Origin of the sequence: Kribbella sp. C-35 (assembly GCF_046549195.1) — a bacterium.
GTDB lineage: Bacteria > Actinomycetota > Actinomycetes > Propionibacteriales > Kribbellaceae > Kribbella.
On the sequence record NZ_JAJPWG010000001.1, the window covers coordinates 1,984,848 to 2,003,418 of the forward strand.

At 67.9% G+C, this 18,571-nt stretch carries 20 protein-coding genes; 15 read left to right on the forward strand and 5 right to left on the reverse strand.

Annotation, left to right across the window (positions count from 1 at the left end; translation table 11 throughout):
• Positions 1-25 precede the first annotated feature (25 nt).
• Entirely contained in the window at positions 26-469 is a 444-nt protein-coding gene (locus ACLJOO_RS10025) for an Lrp/AsnC family transcriptional regulator (RefSeq protein ID WP_410786595.1), read from the reverse strand.
• Between the two features lie 87 nt (positions 470-556).
• Between ACLJOO_RS10025 and ACLJOO_RS10030 the strand changes: the two genes are divergently transcribed.
• Positions 557-1,453 carry a DMT family transporter gene (locus ACLJOO_RS10030; RefSeq protein WP_410786596.1) on the forward strand — a complete coding sequence of 299 codons (897 nt, stop codon included), beginning with the start codon at positions 557-559 and terminating at the stop codon, positions 1,451-1,453.
• Positions 1,450-2,424 carry a TIGR03560 family F420-dependent LLM class oxidoreductase gene (locus tag ACLJOO_RS10035; RefSeq protein WP_410786597.1) on the forward strand — a complete coding sequence of 325 codons (975 nt, stop codon included), beginning with the start codon at positions 1,450-1,452 and terminating at the stop codon, positions 2,422-2,424. Before ACLJOO_RS10030 ends, ACLJOO_RS10035 begins: the two co-directional genes overlap by 4 nt.
• On the opposite strand, the gene ACLJOO_RS10040 is transcribed toward ACLJOO_RS10035, so the two are convergent.
• Positions 2,383-3,396 carry an acetamidase/formamidase family protein gene (locus tag ACLJOO_RS10040; RefSeq protein WP_410786598.1) on the reverse strand — a complete coding sequence of 338 codons (1,014 nt, stop codon included), beginning with the start codon at positions 3,394-3,396 and terminating at the stop codon, positions 2,383-2,385. The two genes, ACLJOO_RS10035 and ACLJOO_RS10040, sit on opposite strands and share 42 nt — an antisense overlap.
• 120 nt (positions 3,397-3,516) lie before the next feature.
• On the opposite strand from ACLJOO_RS10040, the gene ACLJOO_RS10045 reads away from it, so the two are divergent.
• The gene (locus ACLJOO_RS10045; RefSeq protein WP_410786599.1) at positions 3,517-4,209 is read left to right on the forward strand and encodes a response regulator transcription factor; all 693 of its coding nucleotides are present in this window, start codon (positions 3,517-3,519) and stop codon (positions 4,207-4,209) included.
• Entirely contained in the window at positions 4,206-5,804 is a 1,599-nt protein-coding gene (locus ACLJOO_RS10050; RefSeq protein WP_410786600.1) for a sensor histidine kinase, read from the forward strand. Before ACLJOO_RS10045 ends, ACLJOO_RS10050 begins: the two co-directional genes overlap by 4 nt.
• A 51-nt stretch (positions 5,805-5,855) precedes the next feature.
• On the opposite strand, the gene ACLJOO_RS10055 is transcribed toward ACLJOO_RS10050, so the two are convergent.
• On the reverse strand, positions 5,856-6,182 hold the full coding sequence (locus ACLJOO_RS10055; RefSeq protein ID WP_410786601.1) for a MerR family transcriptional regulator: 327 nt from the start codon (positions 6,180-6,182) through the stop codon (positions 5,856-5,858).
• Between the two features lie 650 nt (positions 6,183-6,832).
• On the opposite strand from ACLJOO_RS10055, the gene ACLJOO_RS10060 reads away from it, so the two are divergent.
• The 3 genes from ACLJOO_RS10060 to ACLJOO_RS10070 all read left to right on the forward strand — a co-directional run bounded on the left by ACLJOO_RS10060 (position 6,833) and on the right by ACLJOO_RS10070 (position 9,556).
• Complete coding sequence (locus tag ACLJOO_RS10060) at positions 6,833-8,236, forward strand: S1C family serine protease (RefSeq protein WP_410786602.1); 1,404 nt, start codon at positions 6,833-6,835, stop codon at positions 8,234-8,236.
• Between the two features lie 101 nt (positions 8,237-8,337).
• Complete coding sequence (locus ACLJOO_RS10065) at positions 8,338-8,853, forward strand: DinB family protein (protein WP_410786603.1); 516 nt, start codon at positions 8,338-8,340, stop codon at positions 8,851-8,853.
• Positions 8,854-8,857: 4 nt separating this feature from the next.
• Positions 8,858-9,556 (forward strand): pirin family protein, encoded by a 699-nt coding sequence (locus tag ACLJOO_RS10070; protein ID WP_410786604.1) that lies wholly within the window; start codon positions 8,858-8,860, stop codon positions 9,554-9,556.
• On the opposite strand, the gene ACLJOO_RS10075 is transcribed toward ACLJOO_RS10070, so the two are convergent.
• On the reverse strand, positions 9,553-9,882 hold the full coding sequence (locus ACLJOO_RS10075; RefSeq protein WP_410786605.1) for an L-rhamnose mutarotase: 330 nt from the start codon (positions 9,880-9,882) through the stop codon (positions 9,553-9,555). The genes ACLJOO_RS10070 and ACLJOO_RS10075 overlap by 4 nt on opposite strands.
• Before the next feature lie 220 nt (positions 9,883-10,102).
• Between ACLJOO_RS10075 and ACLJOO_RS10080 the strand changes: the two genes are divergently transcribed.
• Both ACLJOO_RS10080 and ACLJOO_RS10085 read left to right on the forward strand, forming a co-directional pair.
• Positions 10,103-12,004, forward strand: a complete 1,902-nt coding sequence (locus ACLJOO_RS10080; protein WP_410786606.1) for a penicillin-binding transpeptidase domain-containing protein — start codon at positions 10,103-10,105, stop codon at positions 12,002-12,004.
• Between the two features lie 63 nt (positions 12,005-12,067).
• Positions 12,068-12,397 (forward strand): zf-TFIIB domain-containing protein, encoded by a 330-nt coding sequence (locus ACLJOO_RS10085; RefSeq protein WP_410786607.1) that lies wholly within the window; start codon positions 12,068-12,070, stop codon positions 12,395-12,397.
• Here the strand turns inward: ACLJOO_RS10085 and ACLJOO_RS10090 are convergent.
• On the reverse strand, positions 12,394-12,804 hold the full coding sequence (locus ACLJOO_RS10090; protein ID WP_410786608.1) for a PaaI family thioesterase: 411 nt from the start codon (positions 12,802-12,804) through the stop codon (positions 12,394-12,396). The genes ACLJOO_RS10085 and ACLJOO_RS10090 overlap by 4 nt on opposite strands.
• Positions 12,805-12,857: 53 nt before the next feature.
• Here ACLJOO_RS10090 and ACLJOO_RS10095 point away from each other — a divergent pair, with 53 nt between their 5' ends.
• The 6 genes from ACLJOO_RS10095 (at position 12,858) to ACLJOO_RS10120 (ending at position 18,569) form a co-directional block, all read left to right on the forward strand.
• Positions 12,858-13,322 carry a GNAT family N-acetyltransferase gene (locus ACLJOO_RS10095; protein WP_410786609.1) on the forward strand — a complete coding sequence of 155 codons (465 nt, stop codon included), beginning with the start codon at positions 12,858-12,860 and terminating at the stop codon, positions 13,320-13,322.
• Between the two features lie 266 nt (positions 13,323-13,588).
• The gene (locus tag ACLJOO_RS10100; protein ID WP_410786610.1) at positions 13,589-14,593 is read left to right on the forward strand and encodes an ATP-binding cassette domain-containing protein; all 1,005 of its coding nucleotides are present in this window, start codon (positions 13,589-13,591) and stop codon (positions 14,591-14,593) included.
• On the forward strand, positions 14,590-15,402 hold the full coding sequence (locus tag ACLJOO_RS10105) for an ABC transporter permease (protein WP_410786611.1): 813 nt from the start codon (positions 14,590-14,592) through the stop codon (positions 15,400-15,402). Before ACLJOO_RS10100 ends, ACLJOO_RS10105 begins: the two co-directional genes overlap by 4 nt.
• A complete protein-coding gene (locus ACLJOO_RS10110) occupies positions 15,399-16,220 on the forward strand; it encodes an ABC transporter permease (protein WP_410786612.1) in 822 nt (273 codons plus the stop codon). Before ACLJOO_RS10105 ends, ACLJOO_RS10110 begins: the two co-directional genes overlap by 4 nt.
• An 18-nt stretch (positions 16,221-16,238) precedes the next feature.
• Positions 16,239-17,315, forward strand: coding sequence for a DNA polymerase IV (locus ACLJOO_RS10115; protein ID WP_410786613.1), 1,077 nt, complete (start codon positions 16,239-16,241; stop codon positions 17,313-17,315).
• Positions 17,316-17,363: 48 nt separating this feature from the next.
• Entirely contained in the window at positions 17,364-18,569 is a 1,206-nt protein-coding gene (locus ACLJOO_RS10120) for a Fic family protein (protein WP_410786614.1), read from the forward strand.
• The last annotated feature ends 2 nt before the right edge of the window (positions 18,570-18,571 follow it).

The window sequence follows — 18,571 nt, forward strand, 5'->3', positions numbered from 1 at the left end:
GACCACTCTCAGCGGTGGTTGGGGTTCACCCAGCGGACAGCGGCACGCTGCGTGGCGGGACCGGGGTGGAGACGACGAACGAACTCGTGGTCTGGCCGTGCACCAGGAACTTGTCCAGCACGTCCTCCAGCGCGGCGATCTCGGCGACCTGGACGCGCATCAGGAAGCAGTCCTCGCCGGAGATCCGGTGGCACTCGACGACCTCCGGCGTACGGCTCGCCAGCTCGATGATCTTCGGGATCTGGTTGGGGCCGGGGCGCAGCCGCACCCAGGCGGCGACCGGACGGCCGAGCGCGGCCGGGTCGATGTCGATGCGGTACCCGCGGATCACGCCTGACTCCTCCAGCCGCGCGACCCGCTCGCGCACCGTCGGCGTCGAAACGCCCAGCCGGCGGGCGAGCTCGGTGGTCCGTAACCGGGGATCGGCTGTGAGCTCGTTCAGGATCCGCGTATTGAGCTCATCCAGCACCGAACTTCTCGTTTCGGTAAGCAAAACCGCCTCCTAGGCTCCGATCTGCCATGGATCTTCGCAGACCTCGTTCCTACTGTAGTGAGAGTGACAACTCTTACCGACGCTCCGCCGCGGGCCGGTCGCCTCGCGGCCGGCGCCGCCGCCGTCACGGTCGTCCTGTGGGCGTCGTCGTTCGTCGCCATCCGGCATGTCGGCACCGAGATCTCCGCCGGCGCCCTGTCGCTGGCCCGGCTCGGGCTGGGCAGCATCTTCCTCGGCGCCCTCCTACTGAAGCGGCCACCGCCCGCCGTACGTCGGTGGCCGGCGCAGCGCGACTGGCTGCCGCTGATCGCCTGTGGCGTGCTCTGGTTCGGCGTCTACAACCTGGCGCTCAACGAGGCCGAGCGACGGCTCGATGCCGGGACGGCGGCCATGCTCGTGCACATCGCCCCGCTGCTGATCGCCGTACTCGCCGGTGTCGGTCTGGGTGAAGGCTTCCCGCGGCAGCTGGTGATTGGCGGCTTGGTTGCGTTCGCCGGCATCGTCGTGATCGGTACGTCGACCTCCAGCGGCCGCGCCGAGACCTGGGGCGTCGTGCTCTGCGTCGTCGCCGCTATCTCGTACGCCGTCGGCGTGGTCACGCAGAAGCCGCTCCTGAGCCGGCTACCTGCCGCTGAGGTCACCTGGCTCGCCTGCACGATCGGAGCGGTCGTGTGCCTGCCGTTCGCGCCCACGCTGCTTGACGAGGTCCGCTCTGCCGACGCGTCGACCATCTGGTGGATCGTCTACCTGGCGGCGTTCCCGACCGCGCTCGGCTTCACCACGTGGGCCTTTGCGCTCCGGCGTACGAGTGCTGGACGGATGGGGGTCACCGTGTACGCCGTGCCGGTGGTCGCGATCGTGCTGGGCTGGCTGCTACTCGGTGAGGCGCCCACCGTACTGGCGTTGGCCGGTGGGGCGCTGTGCCTGGCCGGGGTCGCTATCTCAAGGAGAACTGCATGAAGTTCGGTGTGTTCGTTCCGCAAGGCTGGCGGATGGATCTGGTGGAGCTGGCGGACCCGGTCGAGCAGTGGGAGGCCATGACCGCGGTAGCCAAGGCAGCCGACGCAGGTCCGTGGGACTCGATCTGGCTCTTCGACCACTTCCACACCGTCCCTGAGCCTGCCCGCGAGACTGTCTTCGAGATGTGGACGACCACGGCCGCGCTGGCGCGTGACACCTCGCGGGTGAACCTGGGTCAGCTCGTAGGCTGCAACGGGTACCGCAACCCGGCCCTGCTCGCCAAGATGGCCGCCACCGTCGACGTCGCCAGCCACGGCCGCATGTACGCCGGAATCGGTGCCGGCTGGTCGGAAGACGAGTGGAAGGCATACGGCTACCCCTGGACGAGCCAGAAGGAGCGGATGGGCTCGTTCGTCGAGTCGGTCGAGCTGCTGCACCGGCTGTGGACCGAGGACGACGTGGTGTTCCAGGGCCAGTACCACTCGGTCGACAAGCCGTACGTCGTCCCGCGGCGCAAACCCAAGCTCTGGATCGGCGGCGGGGGTGAACGCGTCACATTGCGACTAGTTGCAAAGTACGGCGACGCCTGCAACTTCGGCACCGGACGCGTCGACGTCATCGAGCAGAAGCTGGCGATCCTCCGGAAGCACTGCGAGGAGGTCGGCCGCGACTACGACGAGATCATCAAGTCGACCAGTCTGAACGTCTTCCCGATCGAGACCGGTGCAGACCCGGTGGCCGCGACAGCCAAGGCACGTGGACGGTACAGCCTGGAGGAGTTCCTGGAGATCGGCGCCGGCGGGACATCCGGTGCGCTGGCAGATGTGGTCACGACGAAGCAGCTCAGCGAACACGTCGAGCAGCTGGCCGAGGCAGGCATCGACTACGTGATCTCGTACATCCCGGGCGTCGCCTACGACCACGAGCCGCTACAGCGGTTCGCCGAGGAGGTCGTGCCGCAGTTCAGCTAGGTGCTGGTGAATTCCGTCGTACGCCGTGACTTGTGGGAGTAGGCGCTTCGGGACCTTGGTGACCACGCTGTAGTTGGCGTCGACCACGTTCGCCAGCGGGACCTCGCTGACCTGGCTGAGCAGCTGGTACGCGTCCAGCTTGTCCAGTCCGTACAGGTCACCGAGCCAGCGCACCATGTCCACCTGACCGGCCCGCCACGCGTCCTCGAGCGGCCTGCTCGATCCGACGACGGCGAGGTACTCGTCGTTCTCCAGCCGCGGCCAGACCGGTCCGGGCGTCTTGAGCAGGTCGACGATCAGTACGACGTTCATCGCGCCCTCGACTGCGGTGCCGCAGGACTCGCCCTCACCCTGCCGGTAGTGGCCATCACCGACCGAGAACAGTGCGCCCTCGACGTTGACGTTCAGATAGCAGGTGGTCCCGGCCCGCATCTCCGGCGTGTCCATGTTCCCGCCGAACATGTCCGGCACCAGCGCCGAGCGCACCTCACCGCCGGCCGGCGCGACGCCGACCGTGCCGAGCATCGGCTCGAGCGGCAGCGCGATGTCCAGCTCGCTCCCCTGCGCCTGGAACCCAACCGTCTGGCGAGCGCTGTCCACCTCGTAGATCCAGGTCCGCTCCGGCAGCGGGTCCTGCAGCGTCGCGGTCCGGTCGGTGCTGGTCAGGCCACCGAAGAACGGGATGGTCGCCGAGGCGCCCCAGCTCCGCGCAGGCGTCAGCTCGACGAAGTGCAGGACCAGCGTGTCGCCAGGCTCGGCGCCTTCGACGTAGAACGGTCCGGTCTGCGGGTTGACGAACGGCATCGTCAGCGAGGCGCTCGCGAGGTCCGCCGTACTGCGGAGACTCCCGGCGAACGCGTCCTCGGTCCACAGACGGAGGGCGGTGCCGGGCGTGACCCGGCGTACCGGAGGCACCCCGCCGAAGGTCCAGGCGAAATCGGCGGGCTCGGGCGTGAATTCCAGGACGTCCACGTCAAGCAACTTAAGGTGTCCAGGAGGTGTTGTGCGAGCGATCAGCGGGTTCTCAGGCGATTCTCAAAGAAGCGACCTACTCTCGGCAGAGCGGAACTTCGAGCGGAGCGGGGCAAGACGATGCGGGTACTGGTGGTGGACGACGACCGGGCGGTCCGGGACTCGTTGCGCCGTTCGCTGGAGTTCAACGACTTCGAGGTGGTGACCGCGTCCGACGGCGCCGAGGCGCTCGCGGTGATCGGCAACGTCGAGCCGGACGTCGTCGTGATGGACGTGATGATGCCGCGGCTGGACGGGCTGGAGACCACCAAGGCCTTGCGGGCCGCGGGCAACAATGTTCCGATCCTGGTGCTGACCGCGCGGGACGCGGTCGCGGACCGGGTGGACGGCCTGGACGCCGGCGGCGACGACTACCTGACCAAGCCCTTCGCGCTGGAGGAGCTGCTGGCCCGGCTGCGTGCGCTCCTGCGCCGCAGCAGCACCCCCAGCGAGGGCGGCCAGCGCGGCGAGGTGCTGCAGTACGCCGACCTCGTGGTCGACGTCGACGCGCACGAGGTGCACCGCGGCGAGGTGGCGATCCAGCTCACCCGGACCGAGTTCTCGCTGCTCGAACTGCTGATCCGCAACCCGCGCCGGGTGCTGGAGCGCGCGGTCATCCTGGACGCGGTCTGGGGCTACGACTTCCCCACCACCGCGAACTCGCTCGAGGTCTACGTCGGCTATCTGCGCCGTAAGACCGAGGTCAACGGTCTGCCTCGCCTGATCCACACCGTCCGCGGCATCGGGTACGTGCTGAGGGACACCCCGCCGTGAGTGAGCAACACCCCGAGCAGTTCCCCTCGTACGCCGACCGTCCGCAGCAACCGCAGCAGCAGCCGACGCAATCCGCGCGGCCCGTTGCCAGTAGCAACGGCAATCGCGTCGCGGCGACCGCTGCCCGGACCCAGACCTGGTGGAACGAGACGCTCCACAAGCTCACGCTGCATGCCCGCGTGACACTGCTCGCGGCGGTCGCGGTCGGCCTCGCGGTGGCGATCGTCAGCATCGCGGCGTACATCACCGTGCGCCAGCAGATGTACCAGAACCTGGACGACAGCCTGATCCAGCGGGCCGGCCAGGCCGCGCAGAAGGGGGTCCTGACCAACCTCGACAACCTGCAGAAGGCCTCCGCCGACGCGTTCGGCCTCAGCGACATCCGCGTCGGAGTGCTGAGCGCGACCGGCGACAAGTACGCGCCGGTGAACAGTCCGCTGCCGCCGATGGGCGACGACGAGCTCCAGATCGCCCAGAACCAGGGCGATCAGGCCAGCCTGCGAACAGTCGGCGTGCGCAACGGCGGCTCGCATTTCCGCGTGGTCGCCGTACCCGCTCGTTTCTGCCCGGTTCGCGAGCCCTGCAACTACGACGACGGCCTGTACCAGCCCGGCGCACTGGTAGTGGCGCAGTCGTTGGGGCCGATCGATCAGACCCTGCACAACCTCGGGATCGTGCTGTGGGCGTTCGGGCTGATCGGCGTGATCGGCGCGGCTCTCGCGGGCAACGCGGTCGCACGGTCCGGTCTGCGGCCGCTGGCGCGGCTGACCGGAGCTGCGGAGCACGTCGCGCGGACCGAGGACCTGAAGCCGATCCCGGTGACCGGGACCGACGAGATCTCCCGGCTGGCGATGGCGTTCAACGCAATGCTCGGCGCGCTCGCGCAATCCCGCGACCGGCAGCGCAGGCTCGTCGGCGACGCGGGCCACGAACTGCGTACGCCGCTCACCAGCGTCCGCACGAACCTCGATCTGCTCGCCCAGGCGGACAAGCGCGGCGGTCTCCGGCCCGAGGACAGGCAGCAACTGCTGGACGACGTACGCGCCCAGATGGACGAGCTGACGCAGCTGATCGGCGACCTGACCGAGCTGGCCCGCGACACCCCGCAGGTGCGGAACGCGGAGCTGATCGAGCTGTCCAACGTGGTCGAGGACGCCGTCATCAAGGTACGGCGACGCGCGCCCGGGCTGGAGTGGCACGTGCAGCTCACGCCGTTCCCGGTCTGGGGTGACGAGCGGCTGCTCGGGCGAGCGGTCACCAATCTGCTGGACAACGCGGCGAAGTACAGCATTCCTGAAGGTACGGAGCAGCGCAGCGACGGACAGCCGGTCGGACACGTGACAGTCCGGCTGCTGGACGGCGTACTGACGGTGACCGACTCCGGGCCGGGGATCGCCGAGGCGGACCTGCCTCACGTGTTCGACCGGTTCTATCGCTCCAGTGAGGCCCGTGGCCGTCCTGGATCGGGCCTGGGCCTGGCGATCGTGAAGCACGCAGCAGAGCAGCACGGCGGCATGATCTACGCCCGCAACGTGCCTGGAGCAGGCGCACAATTCACCCTCTGGCTGCCGCACGCAGCCACCCAGACCCGATAGGACAACTGCAGCCCACGGACGGGACGCCGCTCGGAGACTTGAGTCCTCGAGTCAGCCTTCCTCGTCCGATGCGCTGAGCTCGGCGTTGATTCGCATCGCCTCGGCCAGCTGATCTTCCAGGATGATGATCCGGCAGGCAGATTCCAGTGACGTCCCGTTGTCGACCAGCTCGCGAGCGCGGGCGGCCAGTCGGAGCTGGTAGCGGGAATAGCGGCGATGTCCGCCGTCGGAGCGCTGCGGCGTGATCAGCTTCGCCTCGTCCAGGCTGCGCAGGAATCCAGGCGTGGCGCCGAGGATCTCGGCGGCCCGTCCCATCGTGTAGGCGGGGAAGTCCTCGTCGTCCAAGTTGGTCGCTGGTGTTTCAGGGTCTTCTGACATCATCTGCTCCGCTGGCTGGCCTGGGCTCATCGCACCTCCGTGTCGAGGGCCCCGGTGCCGAAGCACCGGGGCCCTGGGTTTGGATTGTCACCATCTACTGACCCTCGAGTCAGTTCTACTTCCGCGGTCCGCCTTGAAGGCCGGACGTCGCCGGGATCGCACAATGCGTAACCGAGAACCACCTTCCAATCACGATGGGACTGCGGTACCCGCCCGGCGAAACACAGCCACAGCGGGCGATCCTGATGATGTAATCCACTCCTCTTCCTCAGTGTTCCGACTTCTTGTCACACCGGCCGATTACTGCGCCATACCACTTCACTCTTACTGGTACTGCGGTTACTGCACTACTTGACTGCGAACTACCGGTACTGCACTACGAACTCGTCGGCCGGGTTCCGCTGATCCTGCTCGTACTGCTGGGCGGTCGTTGGCCGCCCACATCGGCTTCTCTTGTTCTCTCTTGGCAACACCAGAGACACTAGCCAGTCGATCGGTGAATGTCTACTCTCGCCACCGCACTATTTTGTAAGCGGCGAGTCAAGACTTTTGCTGGCGGCGCTCCCCTTCAGTGGATCTTCATGGAGTTCTTCGGTCACTCCGAGGGGATCTTCAGGGCCCTCTCAGGTCCGGCCGACAAAGTACTTGCCATGACCGAGAACCAGCCGCAGCAGCCGCAGAACCAGCCCGGCCAGAACGCACAGGGACCGCAGGGGCCGGAGCGGACGCAGCAGCTGCCGATGTACGGGCAGCATCAGCAGCAGCAGTCTGCGCCGCAAGGTGGGCAGCCGCGGCTGGACTCGGGGCCGCAAGGGCAGCGGCCGGGACAGTACCCCGCAGGTGGGAGTACTTATCCGCAGTTCGGGGCGCCGGGGACGCATCAGGGGACGTCTCCGGGCCCGAACTGGCCCATCGGACCGCAGCCGGCCACCGCCACCGCGGTGAAGCCGAAGCGCCGGGCCGGACTGGCCGCGGTGGCGCTGACCGCGCTGCTGGTCGGCGCCGCGAGCGGCGTCGGCGGCGCGGCCGTCTACTCGGCGACCAACGACCACACCACGAACGCGCCGTCGGTGACCTCCCCGCTGAACGGCAACCAGGCGGCGCCCGTGTCGGCGCCGGACGGCTCGGTGCAGAGCGCCGCCACGAAGGTGCTGCCGAGCGTGGTGAAGATCGCGGTCGCGACCTCGCAGGGCGAGGCGACCGGGTCCGGCATCGTGATCAGCAAGGACGGCCTGATCGTCACCAACAACCACGTGGTGGCCGGCGCCGGGCAGGGCGCGACGATCTCCGTGATGCTGAACGACGGCCGCACTGTATCGGCCACGATCAAGGGCACCGACCCGCTCACGGACCTGGCGGTGATCCACGCCGACGCGACCGACCTGACCCCGGCGACCCTCGGCCAGAGCGGAAAGCTCGCGGTCGGGCAGGGCGTGGTGGCGATCGGCTCGCCGTTCGGCCTGGAGGCGACCGTGACCAGTGGCATCGTGTCGGCGCTGAACCGCCCGGTGACGTCGGGCGACGAGCAGCAGGACAGTACGACGGTCTTCCCAGCAATCCAGACGGACGCCGCGATCAATCCGGGGAACTCCGGCGGCGCCCTCATCGACCTCGCCGGCCAGGTGGTCGGTATCAACAGCGCGATCAAAACCGCCGGCGGATCGGGACAATCCGAAGGCGGGAACATCGGCCTGGGGTTCGCGATCCCGATCGACCAGGCCAAGCCGATCATCGACGAGCTGGTGGCCAAGGGCAAGGCCACTCATGCGCGGCTCGGTGTGACGGTCGGCGACGCGCAGTCCTCCGACGGGCTCACGAACGGAGCACGCCTCGGCGAGGTTACGTCCGGCGGTGCGGCGGACAAGGCCGGTCTGCAGTCAGGTGACGTCGTCACCGCTGTGGACGGTAAGGCGATCGCGTCAGGGGACGCGTTGGTCGCCGCGGTCCGTTCGCACCGCCCGGGCGATCAGGTGACGCTCACCGTCACCCGCAACGGCAAGCCCCAGTCCATCAAGGCCACCCTCGGCTCCGACAACGGGAACCCGACCGGCTGACCGGACGTCTCACCAGTAGACCGGACTGCGCCGCCCACCGAGCGGCGCAGTCCGTTTTTTAATGCGCTGCGCCGATCGAGTGGATTGGCTACCGTCCCGCCATGACACTTTCGCGGGAGAGACCGCCCCTGGTTGCGGACGAGCGGACGCAGCTGGTGGGCTGGCTGGATCAACAGCGGGCGCTGGTGCGGTGGAAGCTGGAAGGGCTGGCCGAAGCCGACGAGTACCGGGTCGCGCTGCCGGACTCCCCGTTGATGACGCCGGCCGGGCTGGTGTCGCACATGCGGTGGACCGAGCACTGCTGGTTCAACGTGCTGTTCCTGGGTGAGTCGTACGCGGACAATCCGCAGTTCCAGGAGGAGCCCGAGGACGCCGACATGCTGGTGACCGGCGTACCGCTGGCGCAGCTGCTGGACGAGTTCGAGGCGCAGTGCGCGCAGTCGAACGAGATCGTCGCCACACATTCGCTCGACGACGTAGGCAAGCATCCGGACTTCAAGTCGGCCCAGGCGACGCTGCGGTGGATGCTGCTCCACATGGTCGAGGAAACCGCCCGCCACGTCGGGCACCTCGATGCGATCCGCGAGCTGCTGGACGGCCACAAGGGGTATTACTAGACCCGTGGCGATCCATCGGGCGGACGACAGGTTCCGGACCGCGAGCGAGTGGCTGGACTCGCGGCACTCGTTCTCGTTCGGGCCGCACTACGACCCGGCGAACGTCGGGTTCGGCTTCCTGCTCGCGCACAACGACGAGACAGTTGCCCCCGGCACCGGGTTCGGCACGCATCCACATCAGGACCTGGAGATCGTCACCTGGGTACTGCGGGGCGCGCTGGCGCACCGTGACTCGCACGGGAACAGCGGCGAGGTGCACCCGGGGCTCGCGCAACGGATGACCGCCGGTAGCGGCATCCAGCACTCGGAGTGGAACGACGGCCCGGACCCGGTGCACTACGTCCAGATGTGGGTCCGCCCCGATCGCCTCGACCTTCCTCCGTCGTACGAACAGACCGAGCTCGACTTGACCACCGGCGAACTCGTCCCGGTCGCGTCCGGCCTCGCCAAGCACGCATCGTCAACCGCCATCCACCTCAACCAGCAGTCCGCCGGTATGTCGGTAGCCCGCCTCACCCCCGGACAGACGCTCGAGCTACCCGCCGCCCCGCACGTCCACCTGTTCGTGACAACAGGCACAGCAACCCTCGAAAGCGCCGGCGAGCTGGGGACAGCGGACGCCGTACGCCTGACCAACGCAGACGGTGAGCGCCTCACCGCGGGGCCGGACGGCGCGGAGTTGCTGTTGTGGGAGATGTACTAGTCGGTTTGCTCGCTCATCGTCCAGACGTGGCGCAGCGACTGGCCGGCCACGCCCTCCGGGTTCTCGGCGAAGCCCTCGACGAACTGGCTCATGTGCTGCTGCCAGCGCTGGTCGGTCGGGTCGGTCCGCAGGTACGCGACCGCGGCCTCGAAGTCGTCGGTCACCACCAGATGGAAGAGGTCGCGGCCGCTGCGCCAGATCGACCAGTCGCTGATCCCGGCGGTGTGCATCGCGGTGATCAGCTCCGGCCAGACGCGAGCGTGCTCGATCTCGTAGGCCTCTTCGGTACCGGGAATCAGGCGGCTGTGCAGAGCAAGGCGGGTCACAAAGGAGCAGAATACGCCCGGCGCCGCGACTCTGGAACGCGGTTCCAGAATCCGGTTCCGCCGATTCGCGCAGCGATTCGCTCCCGATTCACCGATCCTCTGCTGCCAACTCCTGAGCGGGTGCGGGCGTCGTACTTGAGTAGGTTGAGTAGGTTCCGAGGTAGTCACACGCCGAAGACTGTGCCCGGTGTCCACCCGTCGTCGTGCGAGAGTTGGGAAAGTGAAGCGAACCACTGCCATTGTCTGCCTGAGTAGTCTGCTGATCACCGCTGGTTGTTCGGACAGCAAGTCCGGCGGCGGCGGGAAGTCCGGGAGCGACGAGCAGCAGGCGTCCGGCGCGGTCATCAAGCAGTTCGCCGACGCCTGGGTGAAGGCGTGGGCGCCGAACGGGAAGCCGGACGCCGCCGGGGCGCTCACCGACAACCCGACGGTGTTCGCGAAGCGGCTCGACGACGTCGACAGCGCGCTGGTCGCGAGCACCGTGACGGTCACCCCGCAGGGCGAGCCGAAGTGCACCGACGGCAGCTGCACCCAGGAGCTGGCCGTCGAGGCGCAGTTGCGCGGTATCGGCGCGATGAAGTGGACCAGTACGGCGACCGCGGCGAAGACCGGCGACGCCTGGAAGGTCAAAGCCTCGGGCGACACGATCTACCCCGGTCTCGGCGACGGCAACTACCTCAAGCGGGTCCGCGCGCTGCCGGCCCGGGCCTCGATCCTGGACCGCAACGGCGTCGCCCTGACCGCGAACCGGCCGGTCGTGATCGTCGGCGTCGCCGCGGGCACCAAGGCCACGGCGGCGACGTACGCCGCGTTCACGAAGTACCTCGACGTCGACGGCGCGAAGCTCGCCGCGCGGGCGAAGGCCGCACCGGCCGGGCAGTTCGTGGACGCGATCACGATCCGGGCCGAGGAGTGGGAGGCGCTCCGGCCGACGATGAGCAAGCTGCCCGGGGTGCTGACGATGGGCGGCACGCAGTCGCTGCCGCCGACCTCGACGTTCGCCCGGTCGATCATCGGCACCATGAAGACCGCGACCGACGAGACCCTGAAGAACGCGGGCCCGACCGCGTCGGCGCAGGACCAGGTCGGCACGACCGGCCTGCAGTATGCGTTCCAGCAGCAGCTCGCCGGTACGCCGGGCGGCACGGTCGCGCTGCGGGACGGCAAGACCAAGCTGACGATCAAGAATGTGTTCAGCCAGAAGGGCACCGCCGGCAAGCAGGTGAAGACCACCCTGGACACGAACATGCAGAAGGCCGCCGAGGCCGCGCTGGCGACCAGCAAGCTGCCGGCGTCGCTGGTCGCCGTCCAGGCGTCGACGGGACAGATCCTCGCTGCGGCGAACGGCCCGCAGGTGGCCAGCTACAACCGCGCCTTCCAGGGCCGGTATGCGCCGGGCTCGACGTTCAAGATCGTCACCTCGGCGGCGCTCCTGGGTAGCGGGCTGACCGCTGCGACGCCGCTGCCGTGCACGGACACGATCAACGTGTTCGGCAAGACGTTCAAGAACTACGACGCGCTGGCGGCGTACGGCAACGGCACCATGCAGCAGGCGTTCAACCAGTCCTGCAACACCGCCTTCATCTCGCAGCACGCGCGGCTGCCGAAGGACGGGATGACGAAGGCCGCGGCGATGTTCGGGATCGGGCGGGACCTGAACCTGTCGATCTCGGCGTACGGCGGCCAGGTACCGGCGCCCAAGGACGACGTCGAAGAGGCCGCGTCGATGATCGGCCAGGGCACGGTCACGGCGAGCCCGCTGGCGATCGCACTGGTCGCAGCGACAGTCGACCACGGTACGGCGATGAAGCCGGTTCTCGTACCGGGCAAGGACGCCGCCGGCGTGGCCGCCTCCCCGTTGCCCGCGGCAACTGTTGCGGCGCTGCGGACGTTCATGCGCACCACGGTCACCGGCGGTACGGCGAAGGTGCTCGCCGGCAACGGCGCGGTCGCTGCCAAGACAGGTACCGCCGAGGTCGTCGCGAACGGCAAGGTGACCACCAACGCCTGGATGGCCGGTTACCGCGGTGACGTGGCGTTCGCGGTCATCGTGGAAGGCGGCGAGTCCGGCTCGCACACCGCCGGCCCGATCTTGAAGACCTTCCTCGGCAGTTTCAAATGAGGACTTCCTGAGAGTTCGCTGAAAGCGCGCCGTGACGGGGAAATCGTCACTTAGAGTTGCTGGATGGAGAGCTTGGTTTGCCCGAAGTGCCACGGCGCGATGCGGACGTACGAGCGCAGTGGGATCACCGTCGACCAGTGCGGTGACTGCCGCGGGATCTTCCTCGACCGGGGCGAGCTGGAGCGGCTCGTCGACGCCGAGGCGCGGTTCAACAACCCGCAGCAGTCGCAGCCATCGCAGCAGCCTCGGTACGAGGAGAAGAAGCGGTACGACGACGACCGCCGCTATGACAACGACCGGCGCGACGACGACCGGCGGTACGACCCGCGGTACGGGAACCAATACCCGCACAAGAAGAAAAAGAAGTCGTTCCTCGAAGATCTCTTCGACTAGCGGGCGACGATCGTGCCCTGGGCGATCGCACACAGGGTCGACGTACCTGCGTCGTCAAGCGTCGTGAGCTCACAGGTGCACGTCGCCTGCCGTTTGCTCGCATAGGCAACCTTCGCCTCGGCCCGGAGCAACGCGCCCCGAGCCGGGCGGAGGTAACTGATCGTGAATCCACCGGTCAGGACCTCCGGGCCGAGCGCCGTACCGCCGGCGAACGTGAGGGCGTTGTCGGCCGCGTAACCGAGTACGCCGCCGTGCAGGAAACCGTTCTGCTGCAGGAGATCCGGCCGGATGCCGAGCTCGAGCGTCGCGCCGCCGTCGCCGAACGCCGTCACCCGGGCCCCGAGCAGCACGCTGAACGGCTGCGCGGCCAACAGCTTCTGAGCCACCTCTAACGTCAGATCCGCCACCCGTGCACGATATCCGGTGCTCACAGGTGCGGGCGGAAGCTATCGTCAGCCTCGTGACCACGCCGCCGGTGCTCCTGCGCCCCATCACTGACAACGAGTACCCGCGCTGGATGGAGCGCGCCGCCGCCTCGTTCGCGGCCGGAGTCGGGCCGTCCCGCGGGCTGACCCCGGACGAAGCGCTCGCGCTCGCCTACGAGAAGACCGAGCGGTTGCTGCCGGAAGGCCCGGCCACCGATCAGCAACTGATCTGGATCGCGGTCGCGGACGACGAGCCGGTCGGCAGCCTCTGGATCAGCACCAAGTCGAACGTGCCGTTCATCTACGGCATCGAGGTGGACCACCCGCATCGCGGGAAAGGCTACGGCCGGGCGATCATGCTGGCCGGCGAGGAGGAGTGCCGTCGGCTCGGCCACACCCAGCTGGACCTGAACGTCTTCGGTGACAACACCACCGCGATCGCCCTGTACGACTCACTCGGCTACACAGTCATCTCACAGCAGATGCGCAAGGCACTCTGAAAGCGGGTGGACGGCGCTTTCCGGGACGGCATACCGTGGTCGGTGGCAGCCGCACGTCGGAAGGACCCACAGGGAGCGATGTCGACACGTCGTCGAGATAAGGGTTGATATCCGTTCAACCCCCGCGGTCGGACCGGATCGCGTAGCCGGGACGGACCTTAGTGTCCACCTGGCCGATCTCACCTGGCGTGAGTGGCCTGCGCTCTGCGCGTTTACGCGTTGACGCTGCCCGGTCCCGACACTCTCTCGAAAGCGGTGCATTGCACGTGACGTCTGTCATCGCGGCACACGATCTGACCAAGACCTACACCTTCCACCAGCAGCGCGCCGGACTCGGCGGCGCGCTGAAGAGCCTGGTACGACGCAAGTACGAGACCCGGCTCGCCGTCGACCGGGTCACCTTCTCCATCGGCCGCGGCGAGGTCGTCGGCCTGCTCGGCCCGAACGGCGCCGGCAAGACGACCACGCTGAAGATGCTGTCCGGCCTGCTCTACACCACCTCCGGCGACCTGCAGGTGCTCGACCACACGCCGTCGGACCGCAAGCACGACTACCTGCGCCGGATCGCGCTCGTCATGGGTCAGAAGACGATGCTGTGGTGGGACGTTCCGGCGATGGAGAGTCTCCTGCTGCACAAGGACATGTACGGCCTGTCCACCGCGGAGTTCGACCGCAACGTCGCCGAACTGGCCGAGCTGCTCGAGGTCGAGCACCTGCTGAACGTGCAGGTCCGCAAGACCTCGCTCGGTGAACGCATGAAGCTCGAACTGATGGCCGCGCTCGTCCACGGCCCGGAAATCCTGTTCCTGGACGAGCCGACGATCGGTCTCGACGTGGTCGCGAAGGCCCGGGTCCGCGCGTTCCTGGCCGACGTCAACCGGCTGCGCGGTACGACGATCCTGATCACCAGCCACGACATGGACGACATCGAGGCGCTCTGCTCGCGGGTGATGATCATCGACCACGGCCGGCTGCAGTTCGACGGCGGTCTCGACGACCTCGTCCGTACGGCGCAACCGCGCAAGCTCGTGCGCGCGACATACGCGACGCCGATCGAGGCCGACCGGCTGACCGGGCTGGAGGGCGTGAGCGCGGTCGAGGTGTCCGGGCCGACGGTGAAGCTCGAGGCGGACCGGGAGCGCGCCGGATTCGTGATGGAGCAGCTGACCCGGCTCGGTCCGCTGGTCGACCTCGACGTCGCGGACGCCGACATCGAGGACATCATGCGCGACCTGTTCCTGCGCCGCAGCACCCTCGGGGACGCGTCGTGAACGCCTTCGTCCGCAACCTCCGCGTCGTACGGCGGATGACGGCGGCCGATATCGCGCAACAGTCCGTGTACCGCGGCGCGTGGGTCATCTTCATGCTGGCGAACATCTGCATGCCGGTCATCTCGTTGCTGATCTGGCGGACGGCGCTCGCGAGCGGGGCCCAGTTGCCGGTCGACGAGCAGTACGTGACGACGTACTTCGTGCTGCTCGGATTCGTCACGATGGCGACGTCGTCCTGGATGGCGGGATTCCTCGCGCAGGACATCCGGATGGGGAAGCTGTCCAGCTGGATGATCAGGCCGGCGTCGTTGCTGGCCGGGTTCGTCGCGAACAACCTGTCGGAGAAGTTCCTGAAGCTGTTCGCACTGGTGCCGATGATCGGCATCGTGTGGTGGATCTTCCGCGACTCGATGAACATCCCGGCCGGCCCGGGCCGCTGGGCGCTGTTCGCGGTCAGCATCCTGCTCGGGGCGATGCTGGTGTTCACGATCGACATCCTGATCGCGTCGCTGGCGTTCTGGATGGACGACGTGAGCGCGCTCGTGCAGGCGCGCGTGATCATCGCGAGCGTGCTGTCCGGTGCCGTCGTACCGCTGGCGTTGATGCCGGAGTGGTCGCGGGGGTTCGTCGACCACCAGCCGTTCCGCTACACGGTGTCGTTCCCGGTCGAGATCGTCGCGGGTCAGCTGACCGGGCGCGAACTCCTTGCAGGGCTGGGATTCCAGCTCGGGTACGTCGTGGTGTTCGCGGCGATCGCCCGACTCGTCTGGTCCGCGGGGATCCGCGCGTACTCGGCGGTGGGCGCATGAGCACGCTCGATCGGACCTGGTGGCACAAGCAGTGGCGGCATCTGCGTCTGTGGCGGCGGTTCTTCGCGCAGGCGGTGGTTCGGGAAACTCATTTCCGTGCGCATTTCCTGACCACGCTGCTCGTCGGGCTCGTGCAGCTCGGGCTGGGGATCGTGCCGACGTTGCTGCTGTTCGGGTTCACGGCCGAGGTGCACGGGTGGTCCCGCGCGGAGGTGATCGCGCTGGTCGGTGTGTTCCAGATCGTCACCGGGCTGATGGCGACGTTCATCGCGCCGAACCTGACCCGGATGACGACGTACCTGACCGAAGGTGAGCTGGACAGTGTCCTGCTGCGGCCGGTGTCGAGCCAGTTCTACCTGACACTGCGGTGGATCAACGTCGCGGAACTCACCAACGTCGCCAGCGGCATCGTGGTCCTGGTGATCGGGCTGGTGCAGGCCGACCTCAGCCCTGGCCCCGGGCAGGTCGTGCAGGCTGTCGTGCTCGTCGGCACCGGATTGGTGCTGCTGACCGCGGTGTGGTCGGCGATGTCGTTCCTGGCGTTCTGGCTGCAGTCGGTGAACGGGATCGGGTATGTGTTCCTGAGTCTGGTCGAGGCCGGGCGGTACCCGCTGGTGTTCTTCCCGGTCGCGGTGCGGACGTTCCTGACGTTCGCGTTTCCGGTCGCGTTCGCTACGACGTTCCCGGTGCGGGCGCTGGCCGGCGATCTCGGCTGGGGAACGGTGGCCGTCGGGGTCGGGCTCGCCATCGTGGCGATGCTGCTGGTCCGGTTGGTGTGGCGGCGCGGGCTGCTGACCTACTCCAGCGCGTCCAGCTGATGTGGTTACCTGTCAGCTATGAGCTGGTGGCTCCTGCACGTGGACATGGATCAGTTCATCGCGGCCGTCGAGATCCGGCGGCGGCCTGAGCTCCGTGGGCTGCCTGTCGTGGTGGGCGGGTCCGGCGACCCGACCCAACCACGGCAGGTGGTCGCCACCGCGTCGTACGAGGCACGCTCGTTCGGCGTGCATTCCGGGATGCCGGTGCGGGCGGCGTACAAGAAATGCCCGGACGCCGTTTTCCTTCCGTCGGATCCGGCGGCGTACGACGCGGCGTCGGCCGAGGTGATGGACACGCTGCGCTCCTTCCCGGTCGTCGTCGAGGTCTGGGGCTGGGACGAGTGCATGGTCGGCGCGGAGACCGACGACCCGGAGTCGTTGGCTGCCGAGCTGCGCGCGGCCGTCGAGTCTCAGACCTCGCTGACCTGCGCGGTCGGTATCGGTGACAACAAGACTCGCGCCAAACTCGCGACTGGGTTTGCCAAGCATGAACGCTCGCACGCGGAGCCTTTCGAGGGCGCCGGCCCCGCCACCGGGATCTACCGCCTCACCGCGGCCAACTGGCGCGAGGTGATGGACCACCGCCCCGTCCGCGACCTCTGGGGCATCGGGCCGCGGATGGAACGCAACCTCAGCGAGCTAGGCGTGCTGACGGTCGCCGAACTGGCCGCCGCCGACCTGGACGTACTGAAGAAACGCTTCGGCCCCAAAATGGGCACCTGGTACGCCGCCCTGGGCCGAGGCCTCGGCGACACCGAGGTCACCGACGTACCCCGCGAACCGGTCTCCCGCAGCCACGAGGAAACCTTCCCCGAAGACCTCGCGGACCGCGCGGGCGTCGAACGCGAACTCCGCCGCATCGCCCTCGAGGTCACCCGCGAGGTCGTCGCCGAGGGCCGCACCATCCAACGCGTCTCGGTCAAGGTCCGCTTCATCAACTTCTACACCCCCATCAAGAGCCGCAAACTCAAAACCCCCACCCAAGACCCCGAACTCATAGCCACCACGGCCCTGTCCATCCTCGAAAAGTTCACCCTCAACCGCCCCATCCGCCTCCTCGGCGTCCGCGTCGAGTTCGTCCCAACCGATGCCTGAACGAGCCTCTATATAACTTTATTCGAAGAAAGTTATATAGTGGGAGGTGTGAACCAACCCGAAGATCTTCAGCTGGCGGTCGGCTGGGAGCCGTCCGAGTGGGACGCGGGCGACACCCCGATGTCTCGTCGTGAGCGGGCGGAGTCGACGGGTTCCTACCTGGCGGCCGTCCCGCCGGCGATCGCGGAGCTGGATTTCGACGTCCCGTCGGAGGTTGCTGCTGGAGCGGAGGATGCGCTGGTCGAGATCTCCCGCTTCGACGCCGAGCTCGCCGCGTCGCTCCCGCATGCTGATGGTGAGCTCGCGCCGCTCGCTGTCGTCTTGCTCCGCACCGAGTCGGCGTCCTCCTCGCAGATCGAAGGTGTCACCGCAGGGGCGAAAGCGCTGGCCATCGCCACCCTGAACGAGGCGTCGGGTCAGAACGCCCGGATGGTCGCCGCCAACGTCGAGGCCATGCAGAAAGCGATCGACCTGGCCGATGACCTCAGCACCGACTCGATCCTGGCCGCCCACCGCGCACTGATGCACGACCAGGCCTATGCCCATCCCGGACGGCTGCGAGACGGTCAGGTCTGGATCGGGGGCGGGCCGACCCCACACACCGCGACGTTCGTCCCACCCCGGCACGAGCGGGTACCCGCCTTGATGGACGACCTCGTCGCGTTCTGCCGGCGTACCGACATCCCGGTCCTGACCCAGGTCTCGATCGCACATGCTCAGTTCGAGACGATCCATCCGTTCAACGACGGGAACGGCCGCACCGGCCGGACTCTCGTCCACGCGATGCTGCGCCGGTCCGGCGTGACCCGGCGGCTGACCGTCCCGGTCTCAGCCGGCCTGCTCACCGACACCGACGCGTACTTCGCGGCGCTCGGCTCGTACCGCGACGGCAACCCCATCCCGATCATCACGCAGTTCGGCCGAGCCTCGTTCGCTGCCGTCGGCAACGGCCGCCACCTGGTCAGCGATCTCACCGGAATCTACGCCGACTGGCAGCAAGTCCTCCCGTCACGGAAGGGCTCGGCGGCCCGCCGCCTCCTGCCGCACCTCTTGAGCCAACCAGCGATCACGGTCGCGTACGTCCAGCAGCATCTGGACGTGTCACAGCCGGCCGCCCAGCGCGCCGTCGACCAGCTTGTCGAAGCAGGGGTTCTGAAGCAGATCTCGACGGGAAAGCGCGACCGGGCATGGATCGCACGCGAGGTGATCACCGTGCTGGACGAGTTCGCAACCCGCTCCGGCCGCCGCGGCTGATC